Source organism: Lutimaribacter saemankumensis, assembly GCF_900100005.1.
Lineage (GTDB): Bacteria > Pseudomonadota > Alphaproteobacteria > Rhodobacterales > Rhodobacteraceae > Lutimaribacter > Lutimaribacter saemankumensis.
The window spans coordinates 187,300-205,128 of sequence record NZ_FNEB01000005.1 but is presented as its reverse complement, the minus strand read 5'-3'; the positions used below and the strand labels follow the sequence as shown (position 1 = coordinate 205,128).

The 17,829-nt window shown below is 59.9% G+C and carries 17 protein-coding genes; 8 read left to right on the top strand and 9 right to left on the bottom strand.

Annotation, left to right across the window (positions count from 1 at the left end):
* Nucleotides 1-2: 2 nt before the first annotated feature.
* From hemW to rph, 3 genes are read right to left on the bottom strand one after another with little or no spacing between them, the layout of a single operon-like run.
* A complete protein-coding gene (gene hemW / locus BLT50_RS11410) occupies nt 3-1,190 on the bottom strand; it encodes a radical SAM family heme chaperone HemW (protein ID WP_090028805.1) in 1,188 nt (395 codons plus the stop codon).
* Complete coding sequence (gene rdgB, locus BLT50_RS11405; RefSeq protein WP_090028804.1) at nt 1,153-1,764, bottom strand: RdgB/HAM1 family non-canonical purine NTP pyrophosphatase; 612 nt, start codon at nt 1,762-1,764, stop codon at nt 1,153-1,155. Before rdgB ends, hemW begins: the two co-directional genes overlap by 38 nt.
* The gene (gene rph / locus BLT50_RS11400; protein WP_090028803.1) at nt 1,761-2,474 is read right to left on the bottom strand and encodes a ribonuclease PH; all 714 of its coding nucleotides are present in this window, start codon (nt 2,472-2,474) and stop codon (nt 1,761-1,763) included. Before rph ends, rdgB begins: the two co-directional genes overlap by 4 nt.
* 112 nt (nt 2,475-2,586) lie before the next feature.
* Here rph and hrcA point away from each other — a divergent pair, with 112 nt between their 5' ends.
* Both hrcA and BLT50_RS11390 read left to right on the top strand, forming a co-directional pair.
* Complete coding sequence (gene hrcA / locus BLT50_RS11395; protein ID WP_090028888.1) at nt 2,587-3,651, top strand: heat-inducible transcriptional repressor HrcA; 1,065 nt, start codon at nt 2,587-2,589, stop codon at nt 3,649-3,651.
* Between the two features lie 9 nt (nt 3,652-3,660).
* Entirely contained in the window at nt 3,661-4,224 is a 564-nt protein-coding gene (locus BLT50_RS11390; protein ID WP_090028802.1) for a nucleotide exchange factor GrpE, read from the top strand.
* Between the two features lie 20 nt (nt 4,225-4,244).
* Here the strand turns inward: BLT50_RS11390 and mutS are convergent, their stop codons facing one another.
* Nucleotides 4,245-6,863: a DNA mismatch repair protein MutS gene (mutS, locus tag BLT50_RS11385; protein ID WP_090028887.1), complete on the bottom strand. Its 2,619-nt coding sequence runs from the start codon at nt 6,861-6,863 to the stop codon at nt 4,245-4,247.
* Nucleotides 6,864-7,018: 155 nt separating this feature from the next.
* Between mutS and BLT50_RS11380 the strand changes: the two genes are divergently transcribed.
* On the top strand, nt 7,019-9,274 hold the full coding sequence (locus tag BLT50_RS11380; RefSeq protein ID WP_090028801.1) for an NADP-dependent malic enzyme: 2,256 nt from the start codon (nt 7,019-7,021) through the stop codon (nt 9,272-9,274).
* Nucleotides 9,275-9,326: 52 nt separating this feature from the next.
* Nucleotides 9,327-10,199 (top strand): ribokinase, encoded by an 873-nt coding sequence (locus BLT50_RS11375; protein WP_090028800.1) that lies wholly within the window; start codon nt 9,327-9,329, stop codon nt 10,197-10,199.
* On the opposite strand, the gene msrA is transcribed toward BLT50_RS11375, so the two are convergent.
* Nucleotides 10,196-10,858, bottom strand: coding sequence for a peptide-methionine (S)-S-oxide reductase MsrA (gene msrA, locus BLT50_RS11370; RefSeq protein WP_090028799.1), 663 nt, complete (start codon nt 10,856-10,858; stop codon nt 10,196-10,198). The two genes, BLT50_RS11375 and msrA, sit on opposite strands and share 4 nt — an antisense overlap.
* Nucleotides 10,859-11,008: 150 nt before the next feature.
* Between msrA and BLT50_RS11365 the strand changes: the two genes are divergently transcribed.
* Entirely contained in the window at nt 11,009-11,920 is a 912-nt protein-coding gene (locus tag BLT50_RS11365; protein ID WP_090028886.1) for a D-amino acid aminotransferase, read from the top strand.
* Nucleotides 11,917-12,639: a sulfotransferase-like domain-containing protein gene (locus BLT50_RS11360; RefSeq protein WP_090028798.1), complete on the top strand. Its 723-nt coding sequence runs from the start codon at nt 11,917-11,919 to the stop codon at nt 12,637-12,639. The genes BLT50_RS11365 and BLT50_RS11360 overlap by 4 nt, the downstream gene beginning before the upstream one ends.
* Nucleotides 12,640-12,642: 3 nt before the next feature.
* Here BLT50_RS11360 and BLT50_RS11355 read toward each other — a convergent pair whose 3' ends face one another.
* A complete protein-coding gene (locus BLT50_RS11355; RefSeq protein WP_090028797.1) occupies nt 12,643-12,924 on the bottom strand; it encodes an SCP2 sterol-binding domain-containing protein in 282 nt (93 codons plus the stop codon).
* Between the two features lie 81 nt (nt 12,925-13,005).
* Nucleotides 13,006-14,232 carry an argininosuccinate synthase gene (locus tag BLT50_RS11350; protein ID WP_090028796.1) on the bottom strand — a complete coding sequence of 409 codons (1,227 nt, stop codon included), beginning with the start codon at nt 14,230-14,232 and terminating at the stop codon, nt 13,006-13,008.
* 132 nt (nt 14,233-14,364) lie between these two features.
* Between BLT50_RS11350 and ilvA the strand changes: the two genes are divergently transcribed.
* Nucleotides 14,365-15,603, top strand: coding sequence for a threonine ammonia-lyase IlvA (ilvA, locus tag BLT50_RS11345; protein WP_090028885.1), 1,239 nt, complete (start codon nt 14,365-14,367; stop codon nt 15,601-15,603).
* Here ilvA and BLT50_RS11340 read toward each other — a convergent pair.
* Entirely contained in the window at nt 15,600-15,932 is a 333-nt protein-coding gene (locus tag BLT50_RS11340) for an Hpt domain-containing protein (protein ID WP_090028795.1), read from the bottom strand. The two genes, ilvA and BLT50_RS11340, sit on opposite strands and share 4 nt — an antisense overlap.
* Nucleotides 15,933-16,133: 201 nt before the next feature.
* On the opposite strand from BLT50_RS11340, the gene BLT50_RS11335 reads away from it, so the two are divergent.
* Entirely contained in the window at nt 16,134-17,348 is a 1,215-nt protein-coding gene (locus tag BLT50_RS11335; protein ID WP_090028794.1) for a PP2C family protein-serine/threonine phosphatase, read from the top strand.
* 3 nt (nt 17,349-17,351) lie between these two features.
* Here the strand turns inward: BLT50_RS11335 and BLT50_RS11330 are convergent, their stop codons facing one another.
* Nucleotides 17,352-17,789 (bottom strand): NUDIX hydrolase, encoded by a 438-nt coding sequence (locus BLT50_RS11330; RefSeq protein WP_090028884.1) that lies wholly within the window; start codon nt 17,787-17,789, stop codon nt 17,352-17,354.
* Nucleotides 17,790-17,829 lie beyond the last annotated feature (40 nt).

The window sequence follows — 17,829 nt, the reverse complement described above, 5'->3', positions numbered from 1 at the left end:
CATCAGCCCACCATTAGATGTTGCAAGACGGCATTCAGGACAAGGCGACCCCCGCGCGTGACGCGCAGACTTTCAGGCGTCCAGTCGATCATGCCTATGTCCTGCAGATAGAGCAGTTTTTCGTCTGGCAAAGGGGCGCCGGCAATGCGGGCATATCTACGTGGGTCAACCCCTTCGGTCAGTCGAAGGCCCATCATAAGGAATTCCGCTGCCTGATCGTCGGGTTCAATCGGTTCCTTGACCGAGTCGGCATTGCCCCGCTCCGCTTCGAGGAGCCACTTTCCAGGCGCCCGCCATTGTTCGGTGGCGTGACGGACGCCGTTCAACGTCAGTCTTCCATGCGCGCCGGGCCCGATGCCAATGTAATCGCCATAGCGCCAATAGACCCTGTTGTGGCGGGATTCCGCTCCTGGCCTTGCGTGGTTCGACACTTCGTACGACAGAAAACCGGCCTCGCCGCATATGTCTTGCGTCGCCTCGTACATGTCGGCCGCGGTGTCGTCCTGCGGCAGCCCGCGCAATTTTCCGGCATTGTAACGGTCACCAAATGCGGTGCCCTGCTCGATGGTCAGCTGATAGAGCGACAGGTGGTCAACGGCCATCGATAGCGCCTGGTTGAGTTCCTGCCGCCAGTCGTCCAGAGTCTGATCCTGTCGGGCATAAATCAGGTCGAAACTTACGCGATCAAATCTTTCTCTTGCAATATCAAAGGCTTGCGCTGCCTCTGCCACGGTATGAATACGGCCAAGCCGGGCAAGATCGCGGTCATTCAGCGCCTGTATGCCCATTGAGATGCGGTTGACGCCTGCGTCGGCATAGCCAGCAAAGCGCCCAGCCTCGACCGAGCCGGGGTTTGCCTCCAGCGTCACCTCGGGATCGTTGGCCATCGGCCATTTCGCGCGGATACGATCAAGAATGCCTGCGACGATTTCGGGCTGCATCAAGCTTGGTGTTCCGCCGCCAAAGAACACGGACGTAAGAACACGGCCGGGAACAATCTCAGCCAACCGATCGATCTCGGATAAATACGCCCTTAACCACCGCGATTGATCGATTTCTCGCGCGACATGGCTGTTGAAGTCGCAATACGGGCATTTGGCCTGACAAAAGGGCCAATGAAGGTAAAGGCCAAAGCCTCCTTCTTGCCAGTCTTCAGCCAAAGCAGCCTGCAACAAACTTGCGGAAGGCATCTGCACGATGGCTGATCCGGTTCTTTTCCCACCGATCCATCTCACCGAACGTCACGTCATAACCTTCGGGTACGAAGATCGGGTCATACCCGTGACCCTGGTTCCCACGCATGGGCCAGACAACCTTGCCTGGCATGACACCCGGGAAAACCTCGTCATGGCCATCAGGCCATGCCAGGACCAGGGTGCAGCAAAACCGGGCTGCCCATGGTTGCGGTGCGCCCGACTTCACGAGTTCATCATGTGCCTTCGTCATCGCCATGACAAAGTCACGGCCAGTCTCTGTTTCGGCCCAATCGGCGGTGTAAACACCGGGTGCGCCGTCCAGCGCGTCGATTTCTATGCCGGAATCATCCGACAGGGCCGGAAGGCCCGTTGCCTTGGCGGCGGCGTGTGCCTTGATCCGTGCGTTTTCCACAAAGCTTTTGCCGTCTTCCACCGGTTCGGGCAGGTCCATATCGGCCGCGCCGACAACGCTGACGCCGAAAGGCTCAAGAAGGGCAGAAATCTCTTCCAGCTTTCCCTTATTGTGCGTTGCGACAAGCAGTTGCTTGTCTTCGAACTTACGGGTCATGACACGGCAGCCAACTGCGCAGAGACGAGTTCGTTCACACCTTTTTCGGCAAGATCAAGCAGCTGGTTCATCTGATCGCGGGAATAGGTCGCGCCCTCGGCGCTCATCTGAACCTCGATCAGGCGACCGTCCGCCAGCATGATGAAATTGCCATCGACGCCCGCCTCGGAATCTTCGGGATAGTCGAGGTCGAGAACGGGCTGACCGGCATAAATCCCGCAAGATACGGCCGCAACAGGCGAAATCAGCGGATCGCTGATGACATCCCCCGCCTTGATCAATTTGTTCACCGCCAGCTTCAACGCGACCCATCCGCCGGTGATGGATGCGCATCGCGTGCCGCCGTCAGCCTGGATGACGTCGCAATCCACGGTGATTTGCCTTTCGCCCAAGGCGACGCGATCGACGCCCGCACGCAGGGACCGCCCGATAAGCCGTTGGATTTCCACGGTACGCCCGCCCTGCTTGCCGGCCGAAGCTTCGCGGCGCATCCTCGATGTCGTCGAACGTGGAAGCATGCCGTATTCCGCTGTTACCCAGCCCAGGCCAGAGCCCTTGATAAAGGGCGGAACGCGATCTTCTATCGTCGCCGTGCACAGCACATGCGTATCGCCCATGCGGATCATGCAAGACCCTTCAGCATGTTTCGTAACACCTGTTTCGATTGAAACCGGGCGCATTTCGCTTAAATCTCGTCCAGACGGGCGCATAGCATCTCCTCGCTTTGTTATCTGGGGATACAGGCGTGCGGGGCATATGCGCAACCCCGATTGACCTTTGTGATTCATCCCCTTTAATGGCCTCTTGTTTGAGGTTCCGACGATGCAGGACGACACGAACATTCTGGCAGAGTTGAACGACCGCTCGCGCGAGGTGTTTCGCCGAGTGGTCGAGGGGTATCTCGATAGTGGCGATCCGGTCGGAAGCCGCACCCTGACCCGCACGATGAACGAAAAGGTCAGCGCGGCCACCATCCGCAACGTCATGCAGGATCTGGAGTTTCTTGGCCTTTTGGGCAGCCCCCATGTCAGCGCCGGGCGCGTACCGACGCAATTGGGCCTGCGCTTGTTCGTTGACGGTCTGCTCGAGGTGCGTGATCTCGATGAAACCGACAGGCAAAAGATCGACGAAACCGCAGGCAGCAACAGTCAGGATGTCGGGGGCCTGCTGGACCGGGTCAGCACCGCCCTGTCCGGTGTGACCCAAGGTGCATCGCTTGTTCTTGCACCAAAGCATGAAGCGCCGATCAAGCATGTCGATTTCGTGAGCCTGGGTAACGATAGGGCACTGGTTGTCCTGGTCTTTTCGGACGGTCATGTGGAAAACCGCCTTTTTACACCGCCTGTCGGCCAAACGCCGTCGGCAATGCGCGAGGCAGCGAATTTCCTGAACGCCCTGGCCGAGGGCCGCACGCTTAGCGAACTGCAGGCAGTCATCAGGCAAGAGATTTCACAGCGCAGGCAAGAGATCGACAGCCTTGCCCGCGAGTTGGTCGAAAGCGGCCTTGCCGTTTGGGAAAACGAAGGCGAGCGGGGTGAGCGCCTGATTGTGCGCGGAAGGTCGAATCTTTTGTCGGAAGAGGCATCAGAGGCCGATCTTGAAGTCATCCGGTCTCTGTTTGACGATCTAGAGCGCAAACGAGATATCGCAGAGTTCCTTCAATTGGCCGAACAGGGCGAGGGTGTACGAATTTTTATTGGGTCAGAGAACAAACTTTTCTCACTTTCGGGTTCATCTTTGGTCGTCTCTCCATATATGAACGCTGACCGAAAGATCGTGGGCGCAGTTGGAGTGATCGGCCCAACCCGCCTGAACTATGGACGCATCGTGCCGATTGTGAACTACACGGCGCAGCTGGTCGGAAAACTGATTTCGGACCGCAGTTAGAGGTGAAAGATGGCAGAGCCAAAGGAAGACGATTTCCTCGACGACATTGAACAGGCCGAGGCCGAGGCAAACGCCGCCGAAGAAGAAGAAATCACAGACGAAGCTGCAGAGCTGGACGCCCTGCGCGCGGAACGTGACGAGTATCGCGACAAGTTCATGCGCGCGCTCGCCGATGCGGAAAACTCACGAAAACGCGCCGACAAGGATCGCCGCGAGGCCGAGCAGTATGGCGGATCCAAGCTGGCCCGCGATATGCTGCCGGTGTACGACAACCTCAAGCGTGCGCTCGAGGCCGCGACCGACGAACAGCGCGCCGCGTTCGGACCGCTGCTGGAAGGTGTCGAGCTTACGATGCGCGAGCTGCTGAACGTTTTCGGCAAGCACGGGATCGAGCTGATCAGCCCGGCCGAAGGCGACACGTTCGACCCGCAATTGCACCAGGCGATGTTCGAGGCACCGGTTCCCGGCACGAAGGCCGGACAGATCATCCAGGTCTCGGCCGAAGGGTTCATGCTGTATGATCGCCTTCTGCGTCCGGCGCAGGTCGGGGTTTCGTCCAACACGGCCGGATAATTCGAAAGGACGGCTGATCATCAGCCGTCCTTTTGCAACATTTCCCTTAGTTCATACAGCGCCTGCAGCGCGTCCCGCGGCGTAAGTTCATCGGGGTGAATATCCCGAAGCCGCTCTTCTACTTCCGACGCTTTTGGCGGTGCGTTTGTGGCTGGGGCCGGCGCGGCCGCAAATAGTGGCAGATCGTCGATCAGCGCTTTGGGTTTCGCACTGCCTTCGCGCTCACCCTTTTCCAGCGCATCCAGCACGACCCGCGCCCGCGCCACGACCGAGTCTGGCAAACCAGCAAGCTTTGCGACCTGAACCCCATACGACCTGTCGGCAGCACCTTTGCGCACTTCGTGCAGGAAAATTACGTCGCCCTCGTATTCCCGAACGGCGACTGTGGCATTGTCCACGCGCGGCAGTTTTCCGGCCAGTTGGGTCAGTTCGTGGTAATGGGTCGCGAACAACGCACGGCAGCGATTGACCTCGTGCAGATGTTCGAGCGTTGCCCAGGCGATGGACAGGCCATCATAGGTGGCCGTTCCGCGCCCGATTTCGTCCAGAATCACCAGCGCCCTGTCATCTGCCTGATTCAGAATTGCGGCGGTTTCCACCATCTCGACCATGAAGGTGGATCGTCCGCGGGCAAGATCATCAGATGCGCCGACACGGCTGAACAGTTGGCTTACCATCCCGATATGCGCGCTGTCTGCCGGAACAAAGCTTCCGGCCTGTGCCAACAGGGCAATAAGCGCATTCTGCCGGAGGAATGTCGATTTGCCGGCCATGTTCGGACCCGTCAAAAGCCAGATATCAGACGCTTCGCCAAGCGCGCAATCGTTGGCAATGAACGGCTCACCGCCCTGACGCCTCAATGCCTGCTCCACCACGGGGTGCCTGCCGCCTTCGATCAGAAGCATACGGCTGTCATCGACGCGCGGGCGACACCAATCCTCGCCCCGCGCGAGGTCGGCCAGAGCCGTGGCAAGGTCGATCTCGGCGAGCGCGCGGGCGGTTTGCGCCAGTTCCGCCGCGCGACTCAGAACTTCGCCTTTCAAGCTGTCATAGAGACGTTTTTCAATCTCGATCGCTCGTCCACCGGCATTCAGGATGCGAGTTTCCATCTCGGAAAGTTCGATCGTGGTAAAGCGGACCTGATTGGCCGTTGTCTGACGGTGTTTGAAGCCGTCGCTCAGCGGCTCGGACAGCATTTTCTCGGCATGGGTTGCGGTAACCTCGACGAAATAACCCAGCACGTTGTTGTGCTTGATCTTGAGCGAGGAAATTCCGGTCTGCTCCTGGTATTGCGACTGCATGGCCGCGATCACACCGCGGCCTTCGTCCCGGAGCTGGCGCATTTCGTCCAGCTCGGCATCGAAACCGGGCGCAATGAATCCACCGTCGCGCGCCAAAAGAGGGGGCTCAGCGATTAGCGCCTGATCGAGCAGGTCCAGCAATTCGTCATGACCGAAAAGGCTCTGTTTTGCCTCGATGAGCAAGTCCGGCATGTCGTCCGGCAGGATTTCGGCTATGCCCGCTGCCTGCTCCAGCCCGTTTCGAATGGCCGCAAGGTCGCGGGGCCCCCCGCGATCCAGCCCCAGCCGGGACAGCGCCCGGTCAAGATCGGGGACTTTTCGCAGCGCAGCGCGGAGGTCTGCGGACAGCCGTGTCTGTTCGTGGGCGTATTCGACCGCTTCAAGCCGCGCCTGAACGACCTCGAGCACGCGGGACGGGCTGGACAGCCGCCGCTCCAACAGGCGCGCCCCGCCTGCGGTCAGTGTCCGGTCCACGGCGGCCAGCAATGATCCGGCCCTGCCGCCATTCATCGAATGAGTGATTTCCAGATTTCGGCGCGTCGCTGCGTCTATCTGCATGACCCGCGCTTCGGCCTCGCGAACGGGCGGGCGCAGCAACGGCAGCTTACCCTTTTGCGTGATCTCCAGGTACTCGACGATCGCGCCCATGGCCGAAACCTCGGGGCGGGTGAATTGCCCGAACGCGTCGAGCGACCCGACGGAAAACAGGCTGCAAAGCCTTTTTTCCGCGCCCTGGCTGTCAAAGGCAGCACGCCCCAGCGCCGACAATGCCGCACCGGATTCAGACACTGTTTCGGCTAGATCCGCCTCTTGTGACTCGGATACGATCACCTCCGAAGGGGCAAGGCGCGCCAGTTCGGGACCAAGCCGCACTTGCGTCAACGGCATGACATGAAACTCACCCGTCGAGATATCGACCCAGGCGAGGGCGCTTTTATCCCTGACGGTTGCAAAGGCCGCCAGGAAGTTGTGGCGCCGCGCCTCGAGCAGGGATTCCTCGGTCAGCGTGCCGGGGGTGACCAGACGGACGACATCACGTTTGACCACGGATTTCGATCCGCGCTTTTTCGCCTCTTCGGGGCTTTCCATCTGCTCGCAAACGGCGACGCGAAACCCCTTGCGGATCAGGGTCAGAAGATACCCCTCGGCCGAATGCACAGGCACTCCGCACATTGGGATATCCTGGTCCAGGTGTTTGCCGCGCTTCGTCAGGGCGATATCCAACGCTTCGGCCGCCGCGACCGCATCGTCAAAGAACAGCTCGTAGAAATCGCCCATGCGGTAGAACAAGAGCGCATCGGGGTATTGCGCCTTGATCTCAAGATATTGCGCCATCATCGGCGTGACATTCGACACTGGAAAACCCCCCTTGGTTTCGCGCGACCTTACAAACGGCATGGCGTGCGTCCAAGGGGCAATTGGCGCAAACGGTTGAGGCAAACGCGCGGGCCATGTAAGAGGCACCAGCCCGACCCAATCACAGGCCCCTTGAGATGTCGAAAAACCGTATCACCCGCGAAGAGGCGCTGGCCTTTCACCTGGAACCCACGCCTGGCAAGTGGGAGGTGAATGCGACCGTTCCCATGACAACCCAGCGCGACCTTTCACTGGCCTATTCGCCGGGCGTCGCGGTTCCGTGCGAAGAGATCGCGGAAAACCCAGAGCTGGCTTATGATTACACGAACAAGGGCAACCTTGTTGCGGTGATTTCGAACGGGACGGCGGTGCTGGGGCTGGGAAATCTTGGCGCGCTCGGCTCCAAACCCGTCATGGAAGGCAAATCGGTTCTTTTCAAACGTTTTGCCGACGTGAATTCGATCGACATCGAGCTGGACACCGAAGACCCTGACGAATTCATCAAGGCGGTCAGACTGATGGGGCCGACATTCGGCGGCATCAACCTTGAAGATATCAAGGCGCCCGAGTGTTTCATCATCGAACAGACGCTGAAAGAGCAGCTGGATATCCCGGTTTTCCACGACGATCAGCACGGCACGGCGGTCATTTGTGCGGCGGGTCTGATCAATGCGCTGCACATCTCGGGCAAAAAGATCGAGGATGTGAAGATCGTCCTGAACGGGGCGGGTGCGGCGGGTATCGCCTGTATCGAACTGCTCAAGAGGATGGGCGCACGGCACGAGAACTGTATTGTCTGCGATACCAAGGGGGTCATCTATCAGGGCCGCACCGAGGGCATGAACCAGTGGAAGTCGGCCCACGCCATCAAAACCGAGCTGCGCAGCCTCGAAGAGGCAATGAACGGCGCAGACGTGTTCCTGGGCGTTTCCGTCAAAGGGGCGGTGACGCAGGATATGGTCGCCAGCATGGCTGACAATCCGGTGATCTTTGCGATGGCCAACCCGGACCCCGAGATTACCCCGGAAGAAGCACATGAGGTGCGCCAGGATGCGATCGTTGCCACAGGGCGCAGCGACTATCCGAACCAGGTGAACAACGTCCTGGGCTTTCCCTACCTGTTCCGTGGTGCGCTGGATATTCATGCCCGCGCCATTAACGATGAAATGAAGATCGCCTGCGCCGAAGCTCTGGCCGAGCTTGCCCGCGAGGACGTGCCGGACGAGGTCGCGATGGCCTATGGCCGCAAGCTGACATTCGGGCGCGATTACATCATTCCCACGCCTTTCGACCCGCGCCTGATCCATCGCGTTCCGCCCGCTGTCGCCAAGGCAGGCATGGATACCGGCGCGGCGCGCCGGCCGATCATCGACATGGACGCCTATGAACTGGGCCTGAAAACCCGGATGGATCCGACCGCATCGATCCTGCGCGGCATCAATGCGCGTGCGCGGAATGCGCAGGCGCGCATGATCTTTGCCGAAGGTGACGATGTGCGGGTCTTGCGTGCTGCGGTGATGTATCAGCGGCAGGGCCTTGGAAAGGCGCTGGTCGTGGGCCGTGAAAACGACGTCAAGGAAAAGCTGGAAGCCGCCGGAATGGGCGATGCCGTGCGCGAACTTGAGGTCGTGAATGCCGCCAACACCCGGCACCTCGAAACCTACAAGCAGTTCCTGTACGAGCGTTTGCAGCGCAAGGGCTTTGACCGTCACGACATACACCGGCTCGCGGCGCGTGACCGCCATGTTTTCAGTGCGCTGATGCTGGCGCATGGTCACGGCGACGGGATGATCACGGGCGCAACGCGCAAGTCGGCCCATGTGATGGAGCTGATCAACCACGTCTTCGATGCCGATGCGTCGCACGGTGCGGCTGGTGTGACGGCGATCCTGCACAAGGGGCGTATCGTGCTGATTGCCGACACGCTGGTGCACGAATGGCCCGACGAAGAGGATCTTGCCAACATTGCCGAGCGGTCTGCCGACGTGGCCCGGCATCTTGGCATCGAGCCCAGGGTCGCTTTCGTGTCCTTTTCGACCTTCGGGTACCCGCGCTCGGAGCGGGCCGAGAAAATGCACCTTGCCCCGCGCGTGCTTGAACGGCGCGGAGTCGATTTCGAATTCGAGGGCGAGATGACGGTGGACGTGGCCCTGAACCCGCAGGCGCAGGCGGCCTATCCGTTCCAGCGCCTGTCCGGCCCGGCGAATATCCTTGTGGTGCCCGCGCGTCATTCGGCATCGATCAGCGTCAAGCTGATGCAGGAAATGGCGGGCGCGACGGTGATCGGGCCGATCCTGTCGGGCATCGACGCGTCGATCCAGATCTGTTCTTCGACATCGACGGCAACCGACATCCTGAACATGGCGGTTCTCGCGTCCTGCAAGGTGGGGTAAACGGTTGCGCCTTGCCCCGGCTGCTGTAGCGTCGGGGCAGGGGGATGCACGAATGACCATCTACAACCTTGGTTCGATCAACGCCGATCATTTCTATGCGGTTCCGCATCTGCCGGGACCGGGTGAAACGCTGGCGGCTATGTCGCTGTCGACGGGCCTTGGGGGAAAGGGTGCGAACCAGTCGGTTGCCGCTGCCAAGGCCGGCGCCGATGTTGTTCATGTCGGAGCGGTCGGCCCGGATGGCGCCTGGGCGCTTGACCGTCTTGCACAATACGGTGTCGGGACCAGCCACATCGCGCAGATCGACATCGCCACGGGCCACGCGAACATTTGCATCGATCCCGCGGGGGAGAACCAGATCATTCTCTATACAGGCGCAAACCGGGCCCTGCCCGAGGTTCAGCTTGCCATTCTCGATAGCGCTGGGCCGGGTGACTGGCTGATGCTTCAGAACGAAACCAACCTACAGGTTCAGGCTGCTGAACGTGCCCGCGCAAAGGGGGCGAAAGTGGCCTATTCGGCGGCTCCGTTCGATGTAGAGGCCGTGACGGCGGTCTTGCGGCATACCGATCTGTTGCTGTTGAACGCGGTCGAAGCGCGGCAGCTCGCCCATGCGCTTGGCGTTGCGGTAAGCGATTTGCCGGTTCCGCAGGTCGTCGTGACGAAGGGTGCGGACGGAGCCGAATGGCATGACCTGCAAACGGGCGAAACGATCACGATTCCCGCCCACTCCGTTGCACCCGTCGACACGACCGGTGCCGGGGATACCTTTGCCGGTTACCTGGTCGCCGGGCTTTCGCAGGGGATGGAGCCCGAATCCGCCCTGCGTTTTGCGTCGGCAGCGGCCGCGCTCAAAGTGACGCGCGCGGGGACGGCTGACGCCATTCCCCTTCGGACCGAAGTTGACGCTTTCCTGTCGGATTAGCCGGCGAAAGGCGCGGCCTTGCCCCAAAGCTGACGCACACGCTGATCGCGCCCGCAGGCATCGCGATACCGCTTGTAGGCCTTTGATTGCTTGATCGGGCCGAACCTTGTGAGAACGCGGTTTTCGCCTTTGTAGTAGTCCTGGTGATAGTCTTCGGCCTTGTAAAAGGTTTTCGCGTTCAGGACGGGTGTGACGATGTTTTGCCCCAGTTCGCTTTCGGCGTCCGAAATCGCTGCTTGCGCCAGTTTCTTTTCAGCTGCGTCAGACACGAAAATAGCCGTGCGGTAGCTATCGCCGCGATCGCAGAATTGCCCGCCGGCATCGGTCGGATCGACCGAGCGCAGGAACATCGAAAGGAGTTGTTCGCGGCTCACTTGCGCTGGATCGAAGAATATCTGCACCGCTTCATAATGGCCTGTCCCGCCGCGCGTGACATCCTTGTAAGTCGGATTCTTCAGAGTTCCGCCGGTGTAACCCGAAACGACTTCCTTGACGCCTTTGACCTTTTCGAAATCGGACTCGACGCACCAAAAGCAGCCGCCCGCCACGGTCAGAACCTGCGTGTCGGCGGCGCGGGCTTCGGTGCAATGTGCGATCCAGCCCAAGGCGATGGCAAAGGCCAAGGTGATGCTTTTCAATTGTGCGAGACGTGCAGTCATTGATCGGCCCTCCGATGTTGCCAAACAAGCCTGATCCCAAACCGCCGCTGCGCATAGCCCCTGCAATGCAATGTCACGCAACGGTGACAGCGTGTGAGGGGCTTTCCTATGCCGGTCCTGCGGTCTAGCGTTGCCAAAACGGAGGCCCCGATGACCGAACATGTAACCACCCACCAGGCCGAGGAAGACGCACGTAACGAAAGCATCAATATCTGGCTGAACGGGCGTATCGTGCCAAAGGCGCAGGCGATGGTAAGCGTTTATGACAGCGGCTTCATGCTGGGCGATGGCGTTTGGGAGGGGCTGCGCCTTTACAACAACCGCTGGGCTTTCATTGACGAGCATATGGATCGCCTGTTCGAAGCCGCCAAGGCCATCGACCTGGATATCGGGATGACCCGGGAACAGGTGGTTTCGGCCGTGTTAGAGACACAATCAGCCAATGAAATGACCGATGACGCGCACGCCCGCCTGATGGTCACGCGCGGTGTGAAAACCCGTCCGTTCCAGCACCCGAGTCTCAGCCAGCAGGGTCCGACCGTCGCAATCATCATGGAGCATTCCCGTCCGTCGATCCCGCGGCCAATCCGGCTTGCCACGGTGCCGCACATCCGGGGCCTGCCGATGACGCAGGATCCAAAACTCAATAGCCACTCCAAGCTGAATTGCATCCTGGCTTGCATCGCCGCCGAAAAGGCTGGCGCGGACGAGGGGCTGATGCTGGATGTGAACGGGTTCGTGAACACGACAAACGCCTGCAACTTTTTCATCGTCCGCAAGGGCGAGGTTTGGACCAGCACCGGCGATTACTGCATGAACGGAATCACCCGCGCCAAGGTGATCGATCTTTGCCGGGCGAACGGTATTCCCGTGTTCGAACGGAATTTCAGCCTTGTCGATACGTATGGCGCGGACGAGGCGTTTCTGACCGGCACGTTCGGCGCACAGACGCCGGTGGGCGAAATCGATGGCCGGCAGATCGGTGATGGCGAAATGGGCCCGATGACCCGGCGGATACGCGCGCTTTACAAGGATCTTATCGCCCGGGAATGCGCGCAATGAAGATCGCAATGTGGAGTGGGCCACGGAACCTTTCGACCGCCATGATGTATTCCTTTGCGGCGCGCGGGGATTGTGCGGTCATAGATGAGCCGTTCTATGCCGCCTATCTGCACTTCACCGCGCTGAACCACCCGATGCGAGAACAGATTCTGGCCAGCCAATCCACCAATCCAGGTAAAGTGGCTGCGGTGCTGTCTGGACCCAATCCGGCACAAAAGCCGTATTTCTATCAGAAACACATGTGCCAACATATGATCGACGGTGTCCCGCGCGATTGGATGGCAGATGCCGTGAATGTCTTTCTGATCCGGCATCCCGCGCGCGTGGCGGCCAGTTTCGGCGCGAAATACGAAAGCCCCTCGCTGACCGATATCGGGTTCATCCAACAGGCCGAACTGCACGATTACTGCGTGTCGCTTGGGCAAAATCCCGTGGTGATCGACAGCGCCGATATCCGTCGCGACCCTGCGCAGATGCTCTCAAAGCTGTGCCGGGCAATCGGGATTCCCTGGACGGACAAGATGCTGTCGTGGCCAAAGGGTGGGCACCCTGACGATGGAGCCTGGGCCCCGCACTGGTACGGCGCCGTCCATGACAGCACGGGATTTGCGCCCGCCGAAGGCGATCTGCCCGCGCTGCAAGGCAGGCTGGCTGACCTCGCAGATCTGGCATTGCCATTCTATAACGAACTGGCCGAACGGCGAATTCGGCTGGATTAGGCTCTACTTCAGCAGTGATCCAAGCTTCATCGCCACGGCTGGATTACCGGTCAGCTTGAGCTTGCCCATCATTACACCCGTCATCGGGTTCAGCTTGCCCGCCAGAAGGGCCTTTAGGTTTTCAAGGCTAAGCCGGATCGTGCAGTCGGTTTCCTGATCAATGGTCGTGGCATTGTTGTCAGCCAGAACAAGCACGCCGTCCGGGCCGCAATCGAATTTCAGCGATCCGTCGAATTCCTGCCCGGCCAGGCCCTGGTTTATCCGCTCGGCGATTTCGTTCAGCATTGTGTCAGTGGTCCATAACAAAAATACCCGCCCAATGAGGCGGGTATTTTCGATGATTACGCAAGGCTGACGTAGGTGCCGCTACCCTTTCAGGCGACGGTTCCGCGCGGCAAGCAGCTTCAGGCGCAGCGCGTTCAGCTGGATAAAGCCTTGCGCATCCTTCTGATCGTACGCGCCGGCATCCTCTTCGAAGGTCACATGTGCCTCGGAATACAGCGAATGATCCGACCACCGGCCAACGGTGCGCGCCAAACCCTTGTAAAGCTTAAGCCGGACGGTGCCGCTGACGTGTTCCTGGCTCTTGTCGATCAGGGCCTGCAGCATCTCGCGTTCGGGGCTGAACCAGAAACCGTTGTAGATCAGCTCGGCATAACGCGGCATGATCGAATCCTTCAGGTGGCCCGCGCCGCTGTCCAGCGTGATCTGTTCGATCCCGCGATGCGCCTCGAGAAGGATGGTCCCGCCGGGCGTTTCATAGATGCCGCGCGATTTCATGCCGACAAAACGGTTTTCGACGAAATCGAGCCGGCCGATACCGTGGGTTTTCCCGTATTCGTTCAGCCGTGTCAGGATCGTTGCGGGGCTGAGCGCCTCGCCGTTGATCGCGACGGCATCGCCTTTTTCGAAAGTGATTTCGATGTATTCCGGCGTATCGGGCGCCTCTTCGGGGCTATCGGTGCGCTGATAGACGTATTCGGGCGCATCCTGTGCCGGATCTTCCAGTACTTTCCCTTCGGACGAGGTGTGCAGCAGGTTTGCGTCCACGCTGAACGGCGCTTCGCCGCGCTTGTCCTTGGCGATCGGAATCTGGTTCTTTTCGGCGAAATCGATCAGTTTCGTGCGGCTGGTCAGATCCCACTCGCGCCAGGGCGCGATGACCTTGATCTCAGGGTTCAGGGCATAGGCGGACAGTTCGAACCGGACCTGGTCGTTGCCCTTGCCCGTCGCGCCATGTGCCACGGCATCGGCGCCCGTTTCGGCGGCGATTTCGACCAGACGCTTGGAAATCAGCGGCCGTGCGATCGACGTCCCCAGCAGATACAGGCCCTCGTAGACGGCATTGGCGCGGAACATCGGGAAAACGAAATCCCGCACGAACTCTTCGCGGACGTCTTCGATGTAGATGTTGTCGGGCTTGATCCCCAGCATCTCGGCTTTCTGGCGGGCGGGTTCAAGTTCCTCGCCCTGGCCAAGATCGGCAGTGAATGTCACGACCTCGCAGCCGTATTCGGTTTGCAGCCATTTCAGGATGATCGAGGTATCTAGGCCGCCGGAATAGGCCAGCACGACTTTCTTGGGCGCGGACATGGGACTCTCCAAGGAAATTTGGTTCGCCATCGCCTAGCGCCTTTGGCGGTGGGACGCAACATGGCGCTGTGTGCCGAAGAATACCGCGCAGGCGTCTTGCCAAGCACGGATTTGCCCGCCATCACGGTGCCCATGACCAGTTTTCAGGATATGGCCCGCGTGGCCGAGCGTGCGATGCGCGAGGTTTTCGCCGAGACTCCGCTGCAGTTGAACGCACATTTGTCGGACCGGTTCGATGCCGAGATCTGGCTGAAACGCGAGGATTTGACGCCTGTTCGATCCTACAAGCTGCGTGGGGCCTTCAACGCCATGCGCAAGGTGTTGGAGTCGCAGCCGGACCAAGGGCTGTTCGTGTGTGCAAGTGCAGGCAATCACGCACAGGGCGTTGCCTACATGTGCCGGCATTTCGGTGTGCGCGGCGTGATTTTCATGCCCGTCACCACCCCGCAACAGAAGATTCAGAAGACCCAGATCTTTGGGGGCGATGCGGTCGAGATTCGTCTGACCGGTGACTTTTTCGACGACACCCTGGCCGAGGCAAAGACATTTTGTGCTGCGGAAGGCGCGCATTTTCTAGCGCCATTCGACGATGACGACGTGATCGAAGGGCAGGCCAGCGTCGCGGTAGAGATGGCAGTGCAGATGGGTGGTGCGCCCGATCACATCATCCTGCCTGTCGGCGGTGGCGGGCTCAGCGCCGGTGTGCGCGCGTTTTTCGGCGCGCGGTGCACCTATACGTTTGTCGAACCCGCCGGGGGCCGCAGCCTTTATGCCGCCGTTCGCGCGGGCGAGCCCGTCACGCTGGACCGGGTGGACAGTTTCGTCGATGGCGCCGCAGTCGCGCGGATCGGGGAAAAACCGTTCGCCAAGCTGTCGGACATCAGTGCCGACGATGTGATTTCCGCACCGGAAAACCGCATCTGCGGGACGATGCTGGAAATGCTCAATGTCGAAGGTATCGTTCTGGAACCCGCGGGTGCGCTGGCTGTCGATGCGCTGGTCGATGTGGCCGACCGCATCAAGGGAAAGCGCGTTGTTTGCGTGACGTCGGGCGGCAATTTCGATTTCGAACGGCTGCCCGAGGTCAAGGAACGGTCGATGAACTGGCAAGGATTGAAAAAGTATTTCATCCTCCGGCTGCCGCAGCGGCCGGGCGCACTGCGCGATTTCTTGGACATGCTGGGGCCTGACGACAACATCACCCGGTTCGAATATCTGAAAAAGAACTCGCGCAATTTCGGCTCGGTCCTGATCGGGATCGAAACCAGCTCTGCAGAAAACTTTCCCGGCCTGTTCGATCGCGTGAACAATCGTGGTTTCGCGTTCCGCGACGTGACGCAAGACGAAGTGCTGGCCGATTTCCTGATCTAGGTGGCGTCGGCCGCGTCCGGACCTTCCGAAAAGACAGCGCGTGATGCACCATGGCAGGCAAGGATTCGGGAAATATCGACTTGGTCCGCCTTGCCTTGTGCGCACAATGTTTCTGCCTCCTGACAAAGCCTGGCGAAATCCCGGAATCCGAGATTGAGCGCACAGCCCTTCAGGAAATGCATTTCGGCGCCAAGTGCCTCGGTCGATGGCGCCGACTGAAGCCGTGAAATCCCTTCATCCATTTCCTGCAGGAAAAGCAAAACGATCTCTTGCAGGCTGTCACTGCCGATCTCATCCCGCATCGTTTGCAATCGTTCCCAATCAATCATCGCGATCCTCCATTGGCGCAGAATGAAAGATGGCGGTTAACGAAGTCCGAGGTGAGCCGCGCCGAAACCTTCGGATTTGATCTTTCAGTTTCTGTTAATTGCCCCGGATGCACACACGGATAACGGCAATTTCAACAGGTGGTGTTTGTGCGGGCCTCCCCATTAATCGACGGCATCGACCGGTCTGACACCAAGCCGCCAATGCGTGTGCTTGTGGTCGATGACAGCATGGCACAGCGCCGCATCCTGGCTGCCTCGCTGGCACGGTGGGGATTCGACGTTGTCGAGGCGGAATCCGGGCTTGTTGCGCTGGAACAGTGCATGAAACGTCAGCCGGACCTTGTGCTTAGCGACTGGATGATGCCGGGCATGGACGGGTTGGAGTTCTGTCGGCGGTTTCGCGCGATGCGCCGCGACAGCTATGGCTATTTCATCCTTCTGACCTCGAAGACGGAAAAGGACGCCGTTGCGCGGGGCCTGGATTGTGGCGCGGACGATTTTCTGACCAAGCCGGTGGACACCGTCGAACTGCGCGCGCGCATACGGGCCGGTCAGCGCGTTCTGACGGTCGAGCGCGAGCTGCAGGCGAAATCCGAACGGCTGGCAAGCGCTCTGGATGAAATCCAGGGTCTCTATGATGCGATAGACCGCGATCTGGTTCAGGCACGGAAAATACAGGAATCCCTTGTGCCGGAACGGTTCCGCACCTTCGGGCCAACCGAAGTGTCGATGTTGCTCAAGCCCTGCGGTCATATCGGGGGAGATCTGGTCGGTGTGTTTTCCCCCGGCGAAAACCGCATCGGACTGTATTCGATAGACGTTTCCGGGCACGGCATCACATCGGCGCTGATGACCGCCCGTATTGCCAGCTATCTAAGCGGTCGGTTCCTGGATCAGAACATCGCACTAAGCCGCCGGCCGGAGGGTATTTTCGACATGCGCCCGCCCGGTGAAGTGGCGCAGATACTGAATCACCGCCTCATGTCCGACGCAGGTGTCGAGGAATACTTTACCATGGCGTTTGCCTCCGTCGACCTGCACTCGGGCGTGGCAAGGATCGTTCAGGCAGGCCATCCACATCCTGCCGTGCAGCGCGCCGACGGCCGGGTCGAGTTTCTTGGCATTGGCGGCCTGCCTGTCGGTCTGATTGCAGATGCCAACTACGAATGTTTCGAAACACGCCTTGCACCGGGCGACAGGCTTTTTCTTTATTCCGACGGGTTCACGGAAAGCGAAAACAGAAATGGCGACATGCTGGGAGAGGATGGGCTGACCCGTCTGCTGTCGGACCATGCGGGACGGCATGGCGTCGAAATGCTGGATGACATGTTCTGGGAGCTTCACAAGCGCGAGGGCGGTAAACAGATGGCCGACGATGTTTCGGCCGTGCTGCTCGAATACCTGGGGCCTGCCTAGTGCCTATAAGGCAAACCGCGCGACAAAGCGGCGATCGCCGCTGTTGCCCAGCTCCTTGGCGGCGATCCGGGGTGTGGTCCAGACTGTGCTGTGGTCCGGTTCGGTCGGCAGCCCCAATTGCCGCACCGGGTACGCCATGTAGATCGTACACAGCTTCTCTGCCCAGAGATCGTATTCAGGCATATAGACAAACCGCCTGAACGCACCGAGTCGCCGGGGCGATCCGATTTTCCAGCCTGTTTCCTCAAACACCTCACGATGGAGCGCGGCGAGCGGAGACTCACCCGGATCAATGCCGCCGCCCGGCAATTGCAGCTCGGGGACCGGCCGCTCCTGAAAGGTCAAAAGCAGGTCACCCCGATGCGGCAGGATGGCATACACACCAGGCCGCAAGTGGTATTTTACATCGGGCCGTGGCGAAGGGCCGAAACGCGGGATCATTGCCACCTCCTTGGACACTGCCTTGCGGCACCTATATGGA